The organism is Streptomyces sp. 147326, from assembly GCF_045000215.1.
GTDB lineage: Bacteria > Actinomycetota > Actinomycetes > Streptomycetales > Streptomycetaceae > Streptomyces.
Genome location: NZ_CP134201.1, coordinates 3,890,502 through 3,910,132 on the forward strand (window position 1 = coordinate 3,890,502; position 19,631 = coordinate 3,910,132).

16 protein-coding genes are annotated in these 19,631 nt (G+C 75.0%); all 16 read left to right on the forward strand.

What is annotated here, in order from left to right; genetic code table 11:
• Window positions 1-97: 97 nt before the first annotated feature.
• The gene (locus tag RIU97_RS17350) at window positions 98-769 is read left to right on the forward strand and encodes a LuxR C-terminal-related transcriptional regulator (protein ID WP_404957753.1); all 672 of its coding nucleotides are present in this window, start codon (window positions 98-100) and stop codon (window positions 767-769) included.
• Window positions 770-947: 178 nt separating this feature from the next.
• A complete protein-coding gene (locus RIU97_RS17355; RefSeq protein WP_404957756.1) occupies window positions 948-4,136 on the forward strand; it encodes a hypothetical protein in 3,189 nt (1,062 codons plus the stop codon).
• Window positions 4,133-4,837 carry a DUF4255 domain-containing protein gene (locus RIU97_RS17360; RefSeq protein WP_404957758.1) on the forward strand — a complete coding sequence of 235 codons (705 nt, stop codon included), beginning with the start codon at window positions 4,133-4,135 and terminating at the stop codon, window positions 4,835-4,837. Before RIU97_RS17355 ends, RIU97_RS17360 begins: the two co-directional genes overlap by 4 nt.
• Window positions 4,834-6,927, forward strand: coding sequence for an ATP-binding protein (locus RIU97_RS17365; protein ID WP_404957760.1), 2,094 nt, complete (start codon window positions 4,834-4,836; stop codon window positions 6,925-6,927). The genes RIU97_RS17360 and RIU97_RS17365 overlap by 4 nt, the downstream gene beginning before the upstream one ends.
• Before the next feature lie 170 nt (window positions 6,928-7,097).
• Entirely contained in the window at window positions 7,098-8,657 is a 1,560-nt protein-coding gene (locus RIU97_RS17370) for a phage tail sheath family protein (RefSeq protein ID WP_404957762.1), read from the forward strand.
• Between the two features lie 35 nt (window positions 8,658-8,692).
• A complete protein-coding gene (locus RIU97_RS17375; protein ID WP_030388073.1) occupies window positions 8,693-9,133 on the forward strand; it encodes a phage tail protein in 441 nt (146 codons plus the stop codon).
• Entirely contained in the window at window positions 9,130-9,627 is a 498-nt protein-coding gene (locus tag RIU97_RS17380; RefSeq protein WP_361761634.1) for a hypothetical protein, read from the forward strand. The genes RIU97_RS17375 and RIU97_RS17380 overlap by 4 nt, the downstream gene beginning before the upstream one ends.
• Complete coding sequence (locus RIU97_RS17385) at window positions 9,624-9,782, forward strand: DUF6760 family protein (protein ID WP_404957765.1); 159 nt, start codon at window positions 9,624-9,626, stop codon at window positions 9,780-9,782. The genes RIU97_RS17380 and RIU97_RS17385 overlap by 4 nt, the downstream gene beginning before the upstream one ends.
• 4 nt (window positions 9,783-9,786) lie before the next feature.
• Window positions 9,787-13,152 carry a hypothetical protein gene (locus RIU97_RS17390; protein WP_404957767.1) on the forward strand — a complete coding sequence of 1,122 codons (3,366 nt, stop codon included), beginning with the start codon at window positions 9,787-9,789 and terminating at the stop codon, window positions 13,150-13,152.
• A 34-nt stretch (window positions 13,153-13,186) separates the two neighbouring features.
• Complete coding sequence (locus RIU97_RS17395) at window positions 13,187-13,612, forward strand: phage tail protein (RefSeq protein WP_319732158.1); 426 nt, start codon at window positions 13,187-13,189, stop codon at window positions 13,610-13,612.
• An 80-nt stretch (window positions 13,613-13,692) separates the two neighbouring features.
• Window positions 13,693-14,418 carry a LysM peptidoglycan-binding domain-containing protein gene (locus RIU97_RS17400; RefSeq protein ID WP_404957770.1) on the forward strand — a complete coding sequence of 242 codons (726 nt, stop codon included), beginning with the start codon at window positions 13,693-13,695 and terminating at the stop codon, window positions 14,416-14,418.
• Entirely contained in the window at window positions 14,415-16,232 is a 1,818-nt protein-coding gene (locus RIU97_RS17405) for a VgrG-related protein (protein WP_404957772.1), read from the forward strand. The genes RIU97_RS17400 and RIU97_RS17405 overlap by 4 nt, the downstream gene beginning before the upstream one ends.
• 50 nt (window positions 16,233-16,282) lie before the next feature.
• Window positions 16,283-16,600, forward strand: coding sequence for a PAAR domain-containing protein (locus RIU97_RS17410; RefSeq protein ID WP_404957774.1), 318 nt, complete (start codon window positions 16,283-16,285; stop codon window positions 16,598-16,600).
• Entirely contained in the window at window positions 16,600-17,022 is a 423-nt protein-coding gene (locus RIU97_RS17415) for a GPW/gp25 family protein (protein WP_319733867.1), read from the forward strand. The genes RIU97_RS17410 and RIU97_RS17415 overlap by 1 nt, the downstream gene beginning before the upstream one ends.
• Entirely contained in the window at window positions 17,022-18,992 is a 1,971-nt protein-coding gene (locus RIU97_RS17420) for a putative baseplate assembly protein (protein ID WP_404957776.1), read from the forward strand. The genes RIU97_RS17415 and RIU97_RS17420 overlap by 1 nt, the downstream gene beginning before the upstream one ends.
• Window positions 18,989-19,561: a phage tail protein gene (locus RIU97_RS17425; protein WP_404957778.1), complete on the forward strand. Its 573-nt coding sequence runs from the start codon at window positions 18,989-18,991 to the stop codon at window positions 19,559-19,561. The genes RIU97_RS17420 and RIU97_RS17425 overlap by 4 nt, the downstream gene beginning before the upstream one ends.
• Window positions 19,562-19,631 lie beyond the last annotated feature (70 nt).

Here is a 19,631-nt window from a genome sequence, read left to right on the forward strand (position 1 = left end):
CACAGACGCTCAGCAACTACGGCTACTCACACCCCTGTTGACCATTCCCCTCCATCCGTGGCCCCACATACGCATCCTGGAACAGGTACGACAACACATGACCCAGCCTGAGAACTACGCACCCGCCTCCTCATCCGGCGCCGGCGAACGGGTCACCGTGGCCGTGTACGCGCCGGACCCGGTCCTGCACGTCGGAGTCGTCCACCAGTTGCGCCAGCGGCGCGAGATCGAACTCGTCGACGTCGCCGACGCCGGCGGCGCGCAGGTGTCGCTCGTCGCCGTGGACAGCGTGGACGACGAGACGGCCGCCCTGCTGTACCGGCTGCGGCACAACTCCGGCACGCGCACCGGGCTCGTGGTGGGCACGTTCGAGTCCGGGGACGCCTTGCAGCGCGCCATCGAATGCGGGGTCACCGCGGTGCTGAGGCGCGCCGAGGCCGACCAGGACCGGCTCCTGCGCCTGGTCCTGGCGATAGCCAACGGTGAGGGCGTGCTGCCCGGCGACCTGCTCGCGAAACTCCTCGACCACGTGGGCAGCCTGCAGCGTTCGACCCTCGACCCGCACGCCGTGTCCCTGTCCACCCTCACCGCGCGCGAGGCCGACATGCTGCGCCTGGTGTCGGAGGGCCTGGACACCTCGGAGATCGCGCGCAAGACCTCGTACTCCGAACGGACCGTCAAGAACGTGCTGCACGAGATCATCACGCGGCTGCAGCTGCGCAATCGCACGCATGCGGTCGGCTACGCCCTGCGCAACGGGCTGATCTGACCGTACGGCGGGCGCCGGCGCGCACGGCGAGGGCCGGCGGGCCGCACCCCCCGCTGCCCGAAAGCGCACCGGGTGCTTCCCCCGGGTGCGGCCCCGCGGCCCTGCCGGCCGCACGTACCGGGCCGCAAGGTGGCGGGGTCATACGTGAATGCTGTACCGGACTGTGAGGTGGACCGTGATGGGCACGGGTGGCTCCGGCAGTCGTCGACGCCGCTGGGGGAGGGCCGGCGCGCCGCTGCTGCTGCTGGTGCCCTTGCTCGCGGTGACGGCGGCCACCGGCCCGGGCGACGCCGAGGCGCGCCCCCTGGCGGCCGACGCCGGTGACGGCCGGGTCGTGTACGCCGGTACGCGCCACCGCAGTCTGGGCCGGGTGGCGACCGGCACGTCCAGCACCCCGCTGTTCGGCGAGGGCCCGGCCCACCTGGACACCCAGCCGGCCGCACTGGGCGACCAGCTGGTCTTCGCCGGCCGCCGCGACGAGCGGACCCCGCAGGTCTACCTGCGTTCCGCGGACGGCTCGGTGCGGCGCCTGACCAGCGGCCTGGACGCGGCCAACCCCCGGCTGACCCCGGACGGCCGGTCGGTCGTCTTCGACTCGGCCCAGCCCGCCCCGTCCGGCGGCGTCCAGCGCGACCTGTGGCTGGTGCGCACCGATGGCACCGGCCTCACCCGGCTGACCGACTCCCCCGCGAACGAGGAGCACCCCACGGTCTCGCCGGAGGGCGGACGCCTGGCGTACTCCTCCGACAGCGACGGAGCCACCGGCCGGCAGGTCTACGTACGTCCCCTGCGGGGCGGCGCCGCCACCCGCGTCACCGACCCCGGCAACGGCACGGCCACCGAGCCGGTGTGGAATCCGGTGGACGACAAGGCGAACCGGGACCTGATCGCCTACACCGCCACCGGACCTGCCGGGCCCCGCCTGCGGTGGACCGACGGCCGCGGCGGCGGCCCGCTGCTGGCGGGCGCCCAGGCCGACTGGCGTACCCGCGGGGCAACGTGGCTGCCCGACGGGAACGGTGTGCTCTTCCTCAGCCCGGACCGCACCTGCGACTGCAAGGGCGACTGGGACCACGTCTTCCGGGTGCCCGCGCACTCGGCGGACACGCCCCAGCTGGTGCTCAGCGAGGACCGCGAGGTCGGTTCGGCCACCTGGCTCGGCCCGCTGACCGGCGGCGGCGCCGTGGTCGAGCGGATCTCGGCGGCCGGGCCGCACGTGGTGACCCTGCAGGACGCCCGGATGGACGGCTCCGACCCGCGCGACCTCGGCCTGGACATCCTCAAGGAGGACCCGGCGGCCGACACCAACACCGACCCGGCCAAGGACCCGCTGTTCCAGCCGGCACCCGGCTCCGACCCGTGGACCGAGCGGCAGAACTACACGCCCGACGGGCGCAGGATCGTGCTGACCCGCTTCGAGGACACGCGCGACGGCCGGATCGAACGGATCTGGATCGCGAACGCCGACGGGACCAGCCCCACCGCCCTGCCGCTCGCGGGCCGCGGCCCCAAGGACTGGGACACCGACCCCACGTTCTCCCCCGACGGCAAGCTCCTGGCCTTCACCCGGACCTCGCCCGGCGGCGTCGGCGGCGCCGCGGGACCCGCGCGCATCCTGATCGCGGACGCCGCGACCGGCGCGATCCGCGGCGAGATCGCCCCGCCCGCCGGCCAGGCCCGGGGCGGCGACGCCCAGCCCACGTGGTCCTCCGACGGCACGACACTGGCCTTCACCCGCAACCTCGTGATCAACGACAGGGGCGGCAACAAGCACATCTGGACCGTGCCCGTGGACCACCTGGACCGGCAGCGCGACCTGAGCGCCACGATCTGTCCCGGTGCCTGCGAAGTCATCGACGACAGCCCGGCGTTCTCGCCCGACGGCGCCACCATCGCCTTCAACCGCAAGAACGGCGCCGGCCGCGTCGACGAACGCAGCGGCATCCTGCTCGCCGCCGCGGCCGGCGGTGCCTGCCGGGTCCTGCTGCCCGACGCCGCCCGCGACGTGCCGGGGGCCTGCGGCCGGGAGCTGCCCGAACCCACGGCCAAGGGACCGTTCCAGCCCCGCGACGCCGCATGGACCGCCGACGGCAAGAGCCTGGTGCTCAGTGCCCGCGGCTCACGGGCCCCCAACAGCCCGGAGAAGCTGAAGCTGGTGGACGTGGCCTCCGGCGACCACAACCTGCTCGTCACCGGCCTGCCGGGCCGCCAGAAGGAACCCGGCGTGCAGCAGTCGGTGGACCTCGCGGTGCGGGCGCCCGAGAAGGCCGCGCCGCTCACCGCCGGCGGCTCCGGCACCGTCCGGGTGGACGTCGTCAACCACGGCCCGGCGGCCTCGCCCGGTACCCGGCTGACCGTCGCGCCCCCGCTCGGCGTGAGCGTCACCGCGCTCACCGCACCCGGAGCCACCTGTGACGCGGCAGCGCTGACCTGCACCCTGGGCGTGGTGCCCGCCGGCGCCACCGTCACGGTGACCGTCACCCTCACCGGCGTCACCCCCGGGGACCAGCCGGTGGACTGGTCGGTCACCGGCACCGTCCTCGACCCCCGCCCCAGCGACAACTCCGGGCGGACCGTGGTGCCGGTGCGCGAGGCACCCGTACCCCCGAAGCCCACGCCCACCCCGCCGAAGCCCACCCCCACCCCGCCGACGCCGACCCCGGCCCCGCCGACGACCCCGCCCACGACACCGGCCCCGCAGCCGGAGCCGCCCGCGCCCCCGGCCGGCCCCGGGCTGAGCATCACGGCGCAGCCGAACCCCGGCTACGTCGGCGGCCGCGTCGTCGTCACGTACACCGTCCGCAACGGCCGCAACGCCCTGGCCACCGGCCTGCGGCTGCGCATCGGCCTCCCGCAGGGCGTGCCCGACTCCGGGCCGCCGGCGGGCTGCGACCAGAACTGGGAGTGCGCACTGCCCGACCTGGCACCGGGCGCCCGGACCGTCCTGCGGGTCGTCCTCAGCCCCGACAAGGCACTCACCGGCCAGGTGACCGGCAACCTGACCACGACCGGCACGGACGCCGACCCCCGCGACAACACCGCCCAGCAGCAACTGCGCATCCTCCAGCCGCGCATCGTCGCCGTGCCGCCGATCGGCAAGCCCGGCTTCGTCACCTCCGTGCGCGGCGAGGACTTCCCGCCCGGCGTGCCGGTGCGGTTCACGTGGAAGCCGGGCATCACCGCAGCGGCGGCACCGACCTTCCCGCAGCGCGACGGCACGTTCATCGGCCAGCTGCTGATCCTGGCCAAGGACCAGACGGGCCCCCGGACCATCACCGCGAGCGGCCCGGGCTTCTCACCGGTGCAGACCGACTTCCTCGTGGTCAACGGCTCGGTACAGCCGCCCGACGAGGTGACCCGCCGGTGATCCACGAAGTCGACGAAGGGCTGCGCCGCCTGCTGGCGGAGTCCGGCCTGGAGGCGTCGGGCATCGAGGTGGTCTTCGACGCCCCGACGAGCGACTGGGCGGCCCGCCGCAGCGCACCCACGGTCTGCGTGTTCCTGTACGACATCCGCGAGGACCACACCCGGCGCGGCAGCGGCGCGGGCGAGGTGTACGACGCGGACGGCTTCGTCGTCGCGCGCCGCACCCCGCCGCGCTGGTTCGAGCTGACGTACCTGGTCACCGCGTGGGCGAGCAGGCCGCAGGACGAGCACCGGCTGCTCTCCCAGGTGCTCTCCTGCCTCGTGAACACCGACACGCTGCCCCCGCGCCTGCTCACCGGCACGCTCGCCGAACTCGGCCTGCTCGTGGACGTGGACGCGGGCGGCACCGGCATGGACGCACCGGCCGCCTCCGACGTGTGGTCGGCGCTGGGCGGCGAGCTGAAGCCGTCCCTCGGGCTGCGCGTGAAGGCACCGCTGGCGGGCATCAGCACGATCACGGCCCCGCCGGTCACCGAGGGCCTCGTCGTGAACTCCGTACCGCAGGCCGAACCGGACGGGGCCGAGAACGCGCGCCGGCTGCGCTACACCGGGCTGACCGCACCGGGACCGGAAGGCTTCGGCGGCTCTCGCGAACGCCCGAACGCCCCCGCCCGCCGCCGACGGGGGGAACGGCAGCCGTGACGCACACCGTCCCGCCGGCGACCGCGCCCGCGGTCCCGGCCGACACCACCCCGTACCTGTGGACCCGGCTGCGGCTCGTCGAGGAGCGGATACGCCGGACCGTGGCGCTGCGGCGGGCCGTCGATCCCGACCCGGACGACCCCTACCGGGGCCAGTACCTCACGCCCGAGGCGGCCACCCGCATCCTGGACGCGCCGCACGGCCCCGGCCTGCCCGCGCCCGCACCGGCCGCGCCCCCGCCCGGCTCACCGCTCGACGTCCTCGCCACGCGCTTCGCGCTGGACCCGCTCGACGTGGACCTGCTCCTGGTGGCCATGGCGCCGGACCTGGACTCCCGCTTCGAACGGCTCTACGGCTATCTCAACGACGACCTGACGCGCCGCCGGCCCACCGTCGGCCTCGCCCTCGAACTGTGCGGCCGCACCGGCGTGGCCGCCGCACGGTTCCGGCTCTCCCCCACCGCACCGCTCGTCGCGGGCGGCCTGCTGGAGGTCACCGAGCCCGAACGGCCGCCCCTGTCCAGGGTGCTGGCCGTCCCGGACCGGATCACCGCCCATCTCCTCGGCGACGCCTCCCCCGACCCGCGCCTGGCCGAAGTCCTCCGGCGGGCCACCGACGACCCGGCCGTCGACCCGGCCGAGCTGCGGCAGGCCGTCGCCGCCGCAGCCAGCGGCACCCGCCACGTCCACCTGCGGACCCGCGGCGGCGATCCCGAAGGCCTGGCCACCGCAGCGCTCCACGCGCACGGGCCGGGCCCCCTGGCCCTGGACGCGGCGGCACTCGCCCACCACGCCCGCGCCCTGCCCGAACTCGCCCGCGCCACCGCCCGCGAGGCCCGCCTGACGGGCGCCGGCGTGCTGATCGGGCCGCTGGAGGAACTGCCCGACCAGCCCGACGAACGGGCCCGCGTCCTGCGCACCCTGTGCACCGTGCTGCGCGGCATCCCCCTGTTCACGTACGGAACCAGCGGCTGGGAACCCGCCTGGGCGGCCGACACCCCCGTCACGCTGACGGTGGCGTCCCCCACCCCCGACCGGCACGTCACCCGCTGGCGGCACGCCCTGGAGCGGGCCGACGGAGAACACGGCGCGGGCGGCGACGCCGACGCGCTCGCCCGGTCCGTGTCCGCGCACCGCCTCGACGCCGGGCAGCTGCGGCGCGCCGCCGACACCGCGGTGCGCACCGCCGCACTCGACGGCCGCCCCCTCTCCCCCGACGACCTGCGCACCGCCGTACGGGCCCAGAACGGCGCGGGGCTCGCCCGCCTCGCCCGCCGGGTGGAGCCCGCGGTGGGCTGGGACGACCTGGTGCTGCCCGCCCCCACCCACCGCCGGCTGCGTGAACTCGCCGTGCGCGCCCGCCACCGCGACCAGGTGCTCGGGCAGTGGGGCATGCGGCCCGGCGGCGGGCGCGGGCGCGGGGTGATCGCCCTGTTCGCCGGGTCCTCCGGCACCGGCAAGACCATGTCCGCCGAGGTCGTGGCGGCCGACCTGGGCATGGACCTGTACGTGGTGGACCTGTCCACGGTCGTCGACAAGTACGTCGGCGAGACCGAGAAGAACCTGGAGCGGATCTTCACCGAGGCGTCGGCCGTCAACGCGGTGCTGCTCTTCGACGAGGCCGACGCGATCTTCGGCAAGCGCTCGGAGGTGAAGGACGCCCACGACAAGCACGCCAACATGGAGTCGGCGTACCTGCTCCAGCGGATGGAGTCGTTCGACGGCATCGCCATCCTGACAACCAATCTGCGGGCCAACCTCGACGAGGCGTTCACCCGCCGCCTGGACGTGGTCGCGGACTTCCCCGTCCCCGACGCCACCCAGCGCCTGGCCCTGTGGGAGCGGTGTCTCGGCGACCGGCTGCCCCGGGCCGGCGACCTCGATCTCGGCTTCTGCGCGGACCGGTTCGAACTGGCCGGAGGCTCGATCCGGGCCTGCGCCGTGACGGCCGCCTACTTCGCGGCCGCCTCGGGTGAACCGCTGACCATGAGCCAGGTGGTGACGGCGGTCGCCCAGGAGTACCGCAAGCTCGGCCGGCTGGTCCTGGAGGGCGAGTTCGGGCCGTACCTGGGCGAGGTCACGCAGGTGTGAGCGGGTCGGCCGGGCCGGGCCGGGCACGGTGCCTGGCCGGTCCGGCGGGGGCGACCGGGAGGGCAGCACACTTGCCCCCGGCCAGGTCCGAACGCCCTTGTCCGCGAGGGCGGCCGCCGGAAAGGCTGTGGTCAGACCTGATCGTGAAGCCGTAACCCGAAGGAGCGAGCATGCCGACGTACCTCACCCCGGGCGTGTACGTGGAGGAGGTGCAGTCCGGTGCTCGCCCGATCGAAGGGGTCGGCACCGCCGTCGCCGCGTTCGTGGGCTTCGCCCAGAGCGGCCCGTTCCACGAGCCGACGCTGGTCACCAGCTGGGACCAGTACTCCCAGCGGTTCGGCGGCTTCACCGAGGGCACCTACCTGCCCCACGCCGTCTACGGGTACTTCGCCAACGGCGGCGGCGCCGCGTACGTCGTCCGCATCGGCGGGCAGGCCCAGGACGCCTCCGCACCGGCCGCCGCGGGCGCCGCCCCCCAGCCCCGCGCCGTGGAGCCGGTCGAACTCGGCGGCTTCCTGATCGCGGCCCGGCCGGGCGCCACCGGCGTGTCCGTGGAGATCGCCGAGGCGGAGGGCGAGAACCCGCCCGAGGACCGCTTCAAGGTCCTGGTGCGCCAGGGCGAGCAGGTGGCCGAGACCTACGAGGTGTCCGCCCGCAAGAACGTCAAGGGCTACCTCGTCACCCAGGCCCGCGCCTCGAAGCTGATCGAGGTCACCGAGCAGCGGGGCGCCACCCAGACCCGGCCCGCCGTGCAGACCGTCGTCGTGCCCGACGCCCCCGCCGCGTCGCCCGCCGCGGCCGGCCGCGGCGGCGTGGCCCGGCTCGACCCGGCCGAGTACGTCGGCGACTCCGCCGCCCGCACCGGCTTCGCCGGCCTGGAGACCATCGACGAGATCACCATGGTCGCGGTGCCGGACCTGATGAGCGCCTACCAGCGCGGCGACATCGACTCCGAAGGCGTCCGCACCGTGCAGCTCGCGGTGATCTCGCACTGCGAGCAGATGGGCGACCGGGTGGCCGTCCTGGACACCCCGCCCGGACTCTCCGCCCAGCAGGTGCGCACCTGGCGCAACGACGAGGCGGGCTACGACTCCCGCTACGCCACCCTCTACTACCCGTGGGTGAAGGTCTTCGACCCGGCCGCCGGGCGCAACACGACCGTCCCGCCGAGCGGCCACGTCGCCGGCGTGTGGGCGCGCAGCGACGCCGAGCGCGGTGTGCACAAGGCCCCCGCCAACGAGGTGATCCGCGGCGCGGTGGACCTGGAACTGCGCCTGAGCAAGGGCGAGCAGGACCTGCTCAACCCGATCGGCGTGAACTGCGTACGGGCCTTCCCCGGCCGCGGCATCCGGATCTGGGGTGCCCGCACCCTCTCCTCCGACCCGGCCTGGCGCTACCTGAACGTGCGCCGCCTCTTCAACTACCTGGAGGAGTCCATCCTCCTGGGCACCCAGTGGGTGGTCTTCGAGCCGAACGACGACCGGCTCTGGTCCAGCATCCGGCGCAACGTCACCGCGTTCCTCACCGAGGAGTGGCGCCGCGGCGCGCTGTTCGGCCGCACGGCCGCGGAGGCGTTCTACGTCAAGTGCGACCGGGACAACAACCCGCAGGAGTCGATCGACCAGGGCCGCGTGGTCTGTGAGATCGGCGTGTCGCCGGTCAAGCCCGCCGAGTTCGTGGTGTTCCGGCTGGCCCAGTTCTCCGACAGCACCAGCCTCATCGACGAGTGACCCTCCGGGGCAGCAAGGAAAGGTGAAGGACAGTCATGGCAGAGGGCGATGCTCTTTCCACCCATATCTTCGGCGTACAGCTCGGCGGCTACCTGGTCGAATCGATCCAGGAGATCAGCGGCCTGACCGTCGAAGAAGAGGTCGTCGAGGTCCGCCAGGTCAGCGCGGAGGGCAAGCAGATCATCCGCAAGCAGCCCGGCGCCCGCCAGGCCGGCGAGGTCACGATCACCCGGGGACTCGACAAGAGCAGCGAGTTCACCAAGTGGATCAAGGAGACCCTGAACAACGGGGCCGTCGACACCGCTCGGCAGAACCTCACCATCGAGATCAAGGACTCCACGGGTGCGACCGTCCGCCGCATCCAGCTGATGCAGGGCTGGGCCTCCAAGTGGGAGGGCCCCTCCCTCAAGGCCGGCGAGTCCGCCGCGGCCACCGAGTCCGTGACCATCGTGTTCGAGGAGATCATCGTCGAATGAGACGTCGTACGGTGACTGCGGGCAATCTGGAGGAGATCCTCCAGGTCACGGCGCCCACGACGGCCCCGGAGCAGGCGGTGGCACCCCCGGCCGCCGCCGCTCCGGCGGCACGCGAGGACCACGGGCTGCGGACGGAGTTCGAGTTCGAGCTGCCGCGCGGCTACGTCGACGAAGCGGGCACGGTGCACCGGCACGGCTCGATGCGCCTGGCCACCGCCCGCGACGAACTGCGGCCCCAGATCGACCTGCGGGTCAAGGAGAATCCGGCGTACCTGAGCGTGGTGCTGCTCAGCCAGGTGATCACCCGGCTCGGCACCATCACCGACGTGCACGCCGGGATCGTGGAACGGATGTACGCGACCGACGTCGCGTTCCTGCAGGACTTCTACCGGCGCGTCAACAGCGAGGGCCACACCCGCGCGGCGGTCACCTGCCCGCACTGCGAAGGCGGCTTCGAGGTCGACCTCTCCGGTGGGCGCCTGGGGGAATCGTGACGTACGCCCTCCCCCGGCTCAGGGAGGAGATCGCGTACATCGCCTACCACTTCCACTGGCAACGCGAGGAGATCCTCGACCTCACCCACGGCGAGCGCCAGGAGTGGGTCTCCGAGATAGCTCGCATCAACACCCGTGTGAGCGAAGGCGGTTGAACGCATGGCATGGCGGGACAGGCTGCGTCGGCGCGCCGCCGTGCCGGACGCCGCGACCGCGGCGCCGACGGCCCGGAACACGGCCGCCGCACCACAGGCCGCCGCACCACAGGCCGGTGTGCCCGTCGGTGTACCCGGCGACTGGGACGGCGGCTGGCGCATGACGGCGCCGCCCGCACTGACCGTGTCCCGCGCGGCCATCGGCGTCAGCGACGGGCTCGCCTTCCGGTCCGGCCTGGCCGCGTGGCGCGATCCGTCGTTCGACACCGGGCTCGCCCACGCCCTGCTGCCGTCCGCCCCGGCCGGTCTCGTACGCGGGGTCACCCGCCCCGCCGGCACCCGCCCCACCCCCACCCCCGCCGCCAGCGGCGGCGGCCCGCTGCTGCTGCGGGCACTGCGACAGCCGCACGAAGCGGACCAGCCCTCGGCTCCGGGCGCACCGGGGCGCGTACGCCCCGACGCCCCGTCGTCCCGTCCGAGCAGCTCGGGCGCCAGCGGCGCGGCCGCCGATCCGGTGGTGTCCGGACCGGGCGTGCCCGTGCCGAACGCCGCGTCGCCGATGCGCGCCGGCGCGCCGCAGGCACCCGGGGCGCCCGGCGCCCGCGGCCTCGCGTCCACGCACACCGCAGCCGTACTCGGCACGCCCGCTCCCGCCCTGCAGCGGGCCGCGGCGACGGGCAGCCGTGCCGCCGTGGCCCCTGCCGCGCCCGACCGTGCGCCGACACCTCCGCGGTTCCCGCTGATCCGCCGGATCGCGGTGGTCCCCGCCGCACCGGCGACCCGGGGCGCGTCCGCCGGGGGCGCCGCCCCGTCCCCCTCCGGACCGCCCGTCCAGCGGTCCGCGGCGGGCCCGTCCGGTTCTACGGGGTCCGCGCCCGCCCCGGCCGGCACGGGTGGGGAGACCCCCGGCACCGCCGCGGTCCGGCCGCGCGCCGTCGGCCGCACGCTGACCGTCGCGCGCGTCCCCGCCACGCCAAGGCGCCGCGTACCCGTCATCCGGCCTGTCCCGGCGCGGACGGCTCCGCTCACGGCCACGGCCGTACAGCGTGCGGAAGGCCGTGCACCGCTGGGCACCCCCGACGCGGACACGCCCGTACAGGGCGCGGGAAGCCGCGCACCGCTCGGCGCGCCCCTCACCGAGCTGCCGTCCACGGCCACGCCGTCGGACCGCCCCGCAACGACCCCCGCGCCCGCCCCGGCCATGCCCGTGGTCCAGCGCCAGGCGGAGCCCTCCGCCGAGGGCGCGGCCACACCCCGCAGCGGTGGGCCGAAGTCCACGGCACAGCCCCGCGCGGAGCAGCCCGCTGCCCCGGCGAAGCCGATGCCGCAGCGCCAGGCGGAGCCCGCGACCGGCCCCGAGACACCCGTGCAGCGTGCGGAAAGCCGCCCGCCACTCGGCACTCCCCTCACCGAACTGCCGTCCACAGACCCACCGTCGGACCGCCCTGCAGCGACCCCCGCCCCTGCGATGCCCATCGTCCAGCGCCAGGCGGAGCCCGCGGCCGAGGCCGGCGCCACACCCCACAGCGGTAGGCCGAAGCCCACCGCGCAGCACCGCGCGGAGCAGCCCGCCGCCCTGGCGAAGCCGGTGGTGCAGCGCCAGGCGGAGCCCGCGGCCGAGGGCGCGGCCACTCCCGACAACGGTCTGCCGAAGCCCTCCGCACAGCGCCGGGCAGAGCCCACCACAGGCCCGAACGCACCCGTGCAGCGCACGGAAAGCCGCCCGCCACTCGGTGCACCCCTCACCGAGCTGCCGTCCACGGCCACGCCGTCGAACCACCCCGCAACGACCCCCGCGCCCGCCCCGACCATGCCCATCGTCCAGCGCCAGGCGGAGCCCTCCGCCGAGGGCGCGGCCACGCCCGACAACGGTGGGCCGAAGCCCTCGCCGCAGCACCGTGCGGAGCAGCCGGCCGACCCGGCGAAGCCGATGCTGCAGCGCCGGGCGGAGCCCGCAGCCGGACCGGGCGCGCCCGTGCAGCGCGCGGGAACCCGCCCGCCGCTCGGCGCACCCCTCACCGAACTCCCCGTCACCGCCATACCGTCGGGCCGCCCCGCAGCAGCTCCCGCCCCCGCCCCGGCGATGCCCATCGTGCAGCGCCAGGCGGAGCCCGCCACTCCCGACAACGGTGCGCCGCAGCCCACCGCGCAGCGCCGGGCCGAGCCCGCAGCAGACCCGGACACGCCCGTGCAGCGTGCCCGCAGCCGGCCGCCGCTCGGCGCACCCCTCGCCGAGCTCCCCGCCACCGCCATACCGTCGGGCCGGGCCGCAGCAGCTCCCGCCCCCGCCCCGGCGATGCCCATCGTGCAGCGCCAGGCGGAGCCGTCGGCCGGTGACGGCACTGGGTCGAAGTCCTTCCCGCAGCTCCGGCCGGGCACGCCCGCCGAGGTGACCCGCGGGTCCGGCCCGGGGCGGTCCGCGCCGCGCGTACGCACAGGCCTGGGGGCGCCGCTGCCCTCGCTGCCGCCGAGCGCGACGCCGCCGGCTTCCCCCTCGTACCGGTCCCGCGCGGCTCGACCCGGCTCCGCCGCCGACGTACAGCGCGCACCCGCGCCCGGGGCGCCGTCGGTGCCGGCCGGCCACGCGCCCCTGCTGGGGGCCGGCGGCGTACAGCGCCGTACCGCCGCGCCCTCCGGTTCCGCTCGCCCGGCCCCGCTGGTCGTCGCCCGCCCGGTCACCGACAAGACCGCAGACGATGCCACGGCGGCGCCCTCCGCGTCCCGCACCCTCCAGCTCCTGGCGGCACGGCCCCTGCCCCTCGGCACCCGTGACATGGGGAGCGCGGCCCCGCCCGCCCCCCGCCCGGCGAGCCGCCCCGTGGTCGCGGCTCGCTGGCCCGCCCCGTCCGACGCACCGCAGCAGGTCCAGCGCGCCGCGGTGAACGGGCCGCGGGGAGGCCACGTCGTACGCCCTGCGCCCGGCCCCCGTCCCACGCCCGCGTCGGCCCCCGCCCGCGCCGCGGCCACCCCCCTCCCGGTGACCGGCCCGCACACGCCGCCGCTCGTGGTCCAGCCGGCCCCGGCCCTGCCCTCGGCGCAGCCCGTACCCGTCGTGCGCCCCAGGACACCGGCCCCCACCGCCGCCCCGGGAACGGCCGGCCCCGCGGCACCGCCACCGGGCGTCCCCCGGCCGGCGGGCCCGGCACCGGTGCAGCGCGCCCCGGGCGGGCCCCGGACCAGCCCGGGGACGGCCGGGGGCGCCAAGCCCGACCGGCACGCCCCGGCCGACCGGCACGCGGCACCGCAGGTCGCCGACGCCGATCTGGACGATCTCGCACGCCGCCTGCTCGATCCGGTCTCCCGACTGCTGCGCACCGAGTTGCGGCGCGGCCGGGAACGCGCGGGCCGGCCCTTCGACGGCCGTCGCTGAGAACACGTACGCACGAGAAACGGACGACGGACCGATGACGGACAACATCTTCGCGACCAGCGTGTTCTTCCGGCTGGCGATCGGCGGCAACGACCTGGGCGCCTTCCACACCTGCTCCGGCATGGGCGCCGAAGTCGAGATGGAGAGCTACGCCGAGGGCGGCAACAACGGCTTCACCTGGCAGCTGCCGGGCCGTGTGACCTGGTCGAACATCACCCTCACCCGGCCCGTCACCACCGACACGGCGAAGATCGGCCGCTGGCTGGACGAGACGCTGCGGCGGGTCGAGCCCAAGGACGGCGAGATCGTCGCCCTGCGGCCCGATCTGAGCCGGATCATCAGCTGGCAGGTGTTCGGGATCGTCCCGGTCCGCTGGCAGGGGCCCTCCTTCGACCCCGCCAACTCCGCGGCGGCGGTGGAGACGTTGGAGATCGCCCACCAAGGGCTGCTGCCCTCCTGACCGCCCGCGCCCCGCCCGCGTCCCGCCCCCGCCCGCATCCGTCCTCCTCGTCGTCCCCGCTCCGGAAGGGAGTCCACGCCATGGCCTCATCGGCACGCGCCAGCCGCGCCAGGGCCCAGCTCACCCTCAAGGAGCCCCCGGCCTCGGTCGGGGCCAAACCGGGCGGGACGATCGCGAAGCTCGATCTCCAGTTCAACCCGTCGACCCTGCAGCTGGGCAAGACCACCGAGTGGCGGCGCTCCCCGTCCCGGATGGCGGGACAGTCGGCGCTGCCCGAGTTCGTGGGCAGCGGTCCGCGCACCCTGAGCCTGGAGGTGTTCCTGGACGCCACCGCCACCCACGACAACTCGGTGGAGCAGGCGGTGGAGAAGCTGATGAAGGCGTGCGTGCCGACCCCGGCCAGCCTCGGCCGCAAGAAGCCGGCGAGCCCCTGGGTGCGCTTCGAGTGGGGCAGCGCGCGGACGACGTCGTTCGACGGGGTCCTGTCGAACCTGTCGGTGTCGTACACGCTCTTCGACGTGGACGGCAAGCCGCTGCGGGCCACCTGCTCGCTGTCCATCGAGGAGGCGAGCGTCGACCCCCCGGGCCAGAACCCGACCTCCGGCTCCCGCACCGCCCGCAGCACGCACACCGTGGTCGCGGGCGACAGTCTGGCCATGCTGGCCTGGCGCGAATACGGCGACGCGACGGCCTGGCGGGCCATCGCCGAGGCCAACGGCATAGACGACCCGATGGCGCTCGCCCCCGGCACCGAGATCGTGGTGCCCGGCACGCGGGACCAGCACGGCGAGGAGGAGCAGCGGTGAGCGGGTCCGAACCCGGAGGCCGGTCGTTCGCGGCCGACCCGATCGTGGAGGCCCCCGGCGAACTGCCGCCGATCTGGGCGGCGCAGCTGGTGAGCTGTGTGGTGGACGAGAACGTGGGCCTGCCGGACACCGCCGTGCTCACCTACCGCGACCCCGACCACGAGTTCCTGCGCGCCACCGGCATCACCATCGGCAGCCCGCTGCGCGTGTCGGTGATGACCGTGAAGGGGCAGGCGCGGGAGCGGCTGTTCAACGGCGAGGTCACCGCCCTGGAGATCGACCGGGACCGCACCGGCTCCTTCACCGTCGTCCGCGCCTACTCCAAGGCGCACCGCCTCCAGCGCGGCCGGAAGGTCGTGGCGTACCGGAACATGACGGCCGCCGCGATCGTGCGCAAGGTGGCCGCCGGAGCGGGCCTCGCCGTCGGAAAGGTGGAGGCGGCCCCGGTGACGTACAAGCAGCTGTCCCAGGCGAACGTCTCCGACTGGGACTTCCTGCAGTACCTCGCCGGCGAGAGCGGCGCACAGGTGCGCGTCGACGACCAGGGGCTGCTCCAGTTCACCCGGCCCGTGAAGGCCTCCGGGGCGCCCGCCCCGTCGACGTCGGCCGTGCGCAATCCGATGGTCCTGGAGTACGGGAGGAACCTCCTCGCCCTGCGGGCCGCACTGTCGGCCGCCGACGGCTCCTCGACCGTGCAGGTGCGCGGCTGGGACGTCACCACCAAGCGGCCACTGGTCGCCCAGCAGCCGTCGGTGGTCAGCGACACGGTGGTGCCGGGCCTCAGCCCCCAGCTCGCCGCGCGCTTCGGCAAGTCGGCCGTGGCCGTCACCGACACCCCGTACCGTACGCAGGCCGAGACCACGGCGGTCGCGAAGGCGGCGGCGGACCGGATCAGCTCCGGTTTCGGCGAGCTGGAGGCGGTGGCCGAGGGGAACCCGCTGCTGCGGGCCGGCAAGGCGGTCGCGCTCGGCAACGTCGGACAGGCGTTCTCCGGCCGCTACACGGCCACGGCCGTGCAGCACGTCCTGGAGCCGCACGGCGGCTACCGCACCACCGTGTGGGTCAGTTCCAGCCCGGACCGCTCCCTGGCCGGCCTGGTGACCGGCGCCAACGCGCCGGGGCGCGGCCCGCGCATCCCGGGTCTCGCGATCGGCGTGGTGACGGACGTGCGCGAGCCGAACGGGTCCCAACGCGGCGCGGTCCGCCTGAAGTTCCCCTGGCTGGACGACACGTACGTCACCGACTGGGTGCGCACCGTCCAGTGGGGCGGCAAGGGCGGCGGCGGCGTGGTGAGCCCCGAGGTCAACGACGAGGTGCTCGTCGGGTTCGAACAGGGACTGCTCGACAGCCCGTACGTCATCGGCGGGCTCTACAACGGCGTGGACCAGCCCTCACCGCACGACGTGCCGCTGATCGACAAGACCAGCGGCAAGGTCAACCGCCGCTCGGTGGTGTCGCGTTCGGGCCACCGCGTGGAACTGCTCGACGCGCCGGCGCCGGGCCCCTCGGGGCTGCGGCTGGTGACCGGGGACGAGCGGCTCGAAGTACGCATGGACGACCGCCGGGACCGCATCGAGCTCACCGTGTACGCGGGGCGGGGCCGGCCGCTGACCTCGGTCCTGATGGACAAGAACGGCATCACGCTCGACGCCCCGCAGGGCACCGTGAAGGTGTCCGGCCGCCAGGTGGACATCGACGGCACCGTCGGGGTCAGCATCGGCGGCCGGTCGGTGAAGGTGAACGGGACCTCGGACGTCACCGTCAACGGCGGCCTGCTCGCCGTCCTCAAGGCCCGGCTCATCCGGATCAACTGAGTCTCCCCATGCCCCCTTGCCCCACGACCGCCTTCCCCGAGGAGCACCCGATGCCAGCCGCAGCCCGCACCGGCGACCCCACCAACCACGGTGGCCGGCTCGCCACGCCGCCGCCCGGCGCCGCCGCGGCGGTGGCGACGGTGCTGATCGGCGGGCAGCCCGCCGCCGTCGTCGGCAGCCTGCACGTCTGCGTGGTCCCGCCGCACGCGGCAACGGGACCGGCCAACGTGATCCTGCCGAACCCGGCCGCCGTCGCCACGGGCACGGTGCTCATCGGCGGCCTGCCCGCCGCGCGGGCGCGCGACCAGACCGCGTGCGGCGCGATGGTCCTGACCGGCGCCCCGACCGTCCTGATCGGCGGTGTGTGATGAGCGAACGGTTCATCGGGCGCGGCTGGGCGTTCCCCCTGCGGGTCGGCCCCACCGGCGGGATCGCCATGGTCGAGCGGGAACGGGAGCTGGAGGAGGCCATCCGCCTGATCCTGGGCACCGCCCCCGGCGAACGGCCGATGCGGCCCGAATTCGGCTGCGGCATCCACGAGTACGTCTTCGCCCCCGGCGACGGCGACACCGCCGGCCGGGTCGCCCAGCAGGTGCGCGAGGCCCTGGAACGCTGGGAGCCCAGGATCGCGGTGGACGAGGTCGTCGTGGCCTTCGACGCCGTCGAGGCGGGCACCCTCTACATCGATGTGCACTACACGGTGCGCACCACCAACGACCGGCGCAACCTGGTCTTCCCCTTCTACACGATCCCCTCCGAGGAGGGGGCCGAGGAAATGGTCGCGGACTGATGGCCCTGCCCTCCCCCAACCTGGACGACCGGCGGTTCCAGCAACTCGTCGACGAGGCGAAGCGGTACGTGCAGCAGCGCGCCCCGGAATGGACCGACCACAACGTCTCCGACCCGGGCGTCACCCTGATCGAGACGTTCGCCTACCTCGTGGACCAGCTGCTGTACCGGCTGAACCGGGTCCCGGACAAGAACTACCTGGCGTTCCTCGACCTGCTGGACATCCAGCTGTACCCGCCCTCGGCCGCCGCCGCCGACGTCGACTTCTGGCTGTCGGCCCCGCAGCCCGACACGGTGACGCTGCCCGCGGGCACCGAGGTGACGACCGCCGCCGGCGAGAGCGAGGAGGCCGTGGTCTTCGCCACCTCCGACGACCTGCGCATCGTGCCCAGCGAGTTGACGCGCCTGGTCACCGCGCCCCGCACCGGCGATCAGACCGACCGGACCGGTGCCCTCGCCGAGGGCCGCGACATACCGTGCTTCCAGGCGACCCCCGAGCCCGGCGACGCGCTCCTGTTCGGTCTCCCGACGGCCGTACCGCGCTGCGTGGTCGCGGTCCGCCTCGACAGCCGCGTCGAGGGCGTCGGCGTCGACCCGCGCCAGCCCCCGCTGGTGTGGGAGGCATGGGACGGCGGCCGGTGGCAGCGCTGCGAGACGGACTCCGACAGCACCGGCGGCCTCAACCGGCCCGGCGAGATCATCGTGTACGTCCCGGCCGGGCACACCGCATCGCTGATCAGCGGCACCCGCGCGGGCTGGCTGCGCTGCCGGGTCACCGAACCCGAGCCCGGCCAGCCGTTCTACTCGGAGTCCCCGACCGTGCGCGAGGCCGCCGTCTTCACCGTCGGCGGCACGATGACCGTGGAGCACGCCGAGCGCGTGACCGACGTACCGCTCGGCGCGTCCGAGGGGGTGGCGGGCCAGACCTTCCGGCTCGGCCGCCCGCCCGTGCTGCTCGACGGGGAACCCCCGGTGGTGGAGGTGTCCTCCCCCGAAGGATGGCAGCGCTGGGACGTGGTGGAGCACTTCGGCCGCTCGGCGCCCGAGGACCGGCACGTCCGCGTGAACGCCACCACCGGCGAGTTCTCGTTCCCACCGGTGCTGCGCGAGGCCGACGGCAGCCTGCGCCCCTGCGGCGCCGTACCGCCCAAGGGCTCCCAGGTCCGCGTGGCCCGCTACCGCACCGGAGGCGGCCCGGCGGGCAACGTCTCCCGCGGCGCGATCTCCGTACTGCGCAGCTCCGTCCCCTACGTCGCCCGGGTCACCAACCGGGAGGCGGCGCGCGGCGGCGTCGCCGGGGAGACCATCGACAACGCCAAGCTGCGGGCGCCGGAGACCCTGCGCATGCAGGAACGCGCGGTGACCGCCGAGGACTACGAGATCATCGCCCGCCAGGCGGCGCCCTCGGTACGCCGCGTCCGCTGCCTGCCCGACCGGGACCGCTCCGGCGGCGCGGGCGCGGTACGCGTCCTGGTGGTGCCGGACGCGGTCGCCGACGAGGGCGACGACCGGCTCCGCTTCGAGCAGCTGATCCCCTCCGACCAGATGCTCACCACGATCACCGCCACCCTCGACGAACGGCGCCTGATCGGCACGCGCCTCGTCGTGGAGCCGCCCGTCTACCAGGGCATCACCGTGGTCGCCCGGCTGTCGGCGCCCGCCGCGGACGCCGACCGGGTGCGCGAGGCGGCGCTCGCCGCACTGTTCCGCCACCTCAACCCCTTGCACGGCGGACCCGACGGCGCCGGCTGGCCGTTCGGGCGCCCCGTCCAGTACGGCGAGGTGTTCGGCGTACTCCAACGCGCCATTGGGGACGTCCTGGTGGAGGACATCCGCATGTTCGCCGCCGACCCGATCACGGGGCGGCGCGGCGCCCCCGTCGACCGGATCGACATCGGAGCGGGCGCGCTCGTCTTCTCCTACCAGCACCAGGTGGTCGTGACGGAACCGGAGACGGGGGTGCACGGATGAGCCGCGCCGCCGTGCCCGGCCTGCCCAGCCGGCACCCGATCGGCGAGCAGCTCCCCGCGCTGTACGCCGAAGACGACTTCGCCCAGCGGTTCACGGCGGGCCTGGACACCGTCCTGGCCCCGGTGTTCACGACCCTCGACAACCTGCCCTCCTACTTCGACCCCCGACTGGCCCCGGCCGACTTCCTGTCCTGGCTGGCCTCCTGGGTGGGCGGCATCGACGACCCCCGGTGGCCGACCGGACTGCGGCGCGAGGCGGTGGCGCGCGCGGTGGAACTGCACCGCTGGCGCGGCACCCGGCGCGGCCTGACCGAGGCCCTGCGCCTGGTCCTGGGCGTGTCCGCCGAGGTCAGCGGGGACGGCGGGGCCACCTGGTCCCGTACGGCGGGCGCGGACCTGCCCCCTCCCCCGGCCGACGAGGTCCTGATCCGGGTGTGGCCGCACCGCGAGGGGGCGGCGTACGCGGTGGACGCGGACCGGGTCCGCGCGCTCGTCCGCACCCTGTGCCCCGTCCACACGGTCTGCCGGGTCGAGGTCCTGCCGGGACCGCCCGGGGGTGAGGAAAGGTGACGGCGATGCGTGCGTGTCCCGTGTGCGGGGCGTCCAACGGCGTGACGGACGACTTCTGCGGCAACTGCGG

Bases quoted from the DNA above. Each gene is read 5' to 3' on its own strand.
- RIU97_RS17350 (WP_404957753.1), top strand. From the start codon at position 98: ATGACCCAGCCTGAGAACTACGCACCCGCCTCCTCATCCGGCGCCGGC.
- RIU97_RS17355 (WP_404957756.1), top strand. From the start codon at position 948: ATGGGCACGGGTGGCTCCGGCAGTCGTCGACGCCGCTGGGGGAGGGCC.
- RIU97_RS17370 (WP_404957762.1), top strand. From the start codon at position 7,098: ATGCCGACGTACCTCACCCCGGGCGTGTACGTGGAGGAGGTGCAGTCC.
- RIU97_RS17375 (WP_030388073.1), top strand. From the start codon at position 8,693: ATGGCAGAGGGCGATGCTCTTTCCACCCATATCTTCGGCGTACAGCTC.
- RIU97_RS17380 (WP_361761634.1), top strand. From the start codon at position 9,130: ATGAGACGTCGTACGGTGACTGCGGGCAATCTGGAGGAGATCCTCCAG.
- RIU97_RS17390 (WP_404957767.1), top strand. From the start codon at position 9,787: ATGGCATGGCGGGACAGGCTGCGTCGGCGCGCCGCCGTGCCGGACGCC.
- RIU97_RS17395 (WP_319732158.1), top strand. From the start codon at position 13,187: ATGACGGACAACATCTTCGCGACCAGCGTGTTCTTCCGGCTGGCGATC.
- RIU97_RS17400 (WP_404957770.1), top strand. From the start codon at position 13,693: ATGGCCTCATCGGCACGCGCCAGCCGCGCCAGGGCCCAGCTCACCCTC.
- RIU97_RS17410 (WP_404957774.1), top strand. From the start codon at position 16,283: ATGCCAGCCGCAGCCCGCACCGGCGACCCCACCAACCACGGTGGCCGG.
- RIU97_RS17415 (WP_319733867.1), top strand. From the start codon at position 16,600: ATGAGCGAACGGTTCATCGGGCGCGGCTGGGCGTTCCCCCTGCGGGTC.
- RIU97_RS17420 (WP_404957776.1), top strand. From the start codon at position 17,022: ATGGCCCTGCCCTCCCCCAACCTGGACGACCGGCGGTTCCAGCAACTC.
- RIU97_RS17425 (WP_404957778.1), top strand. From the start codon at position 18,989: ATGAGCCGCGCCGCCGTGCCCGGCCTGCCCAGCCGGCACCCGATCGGC.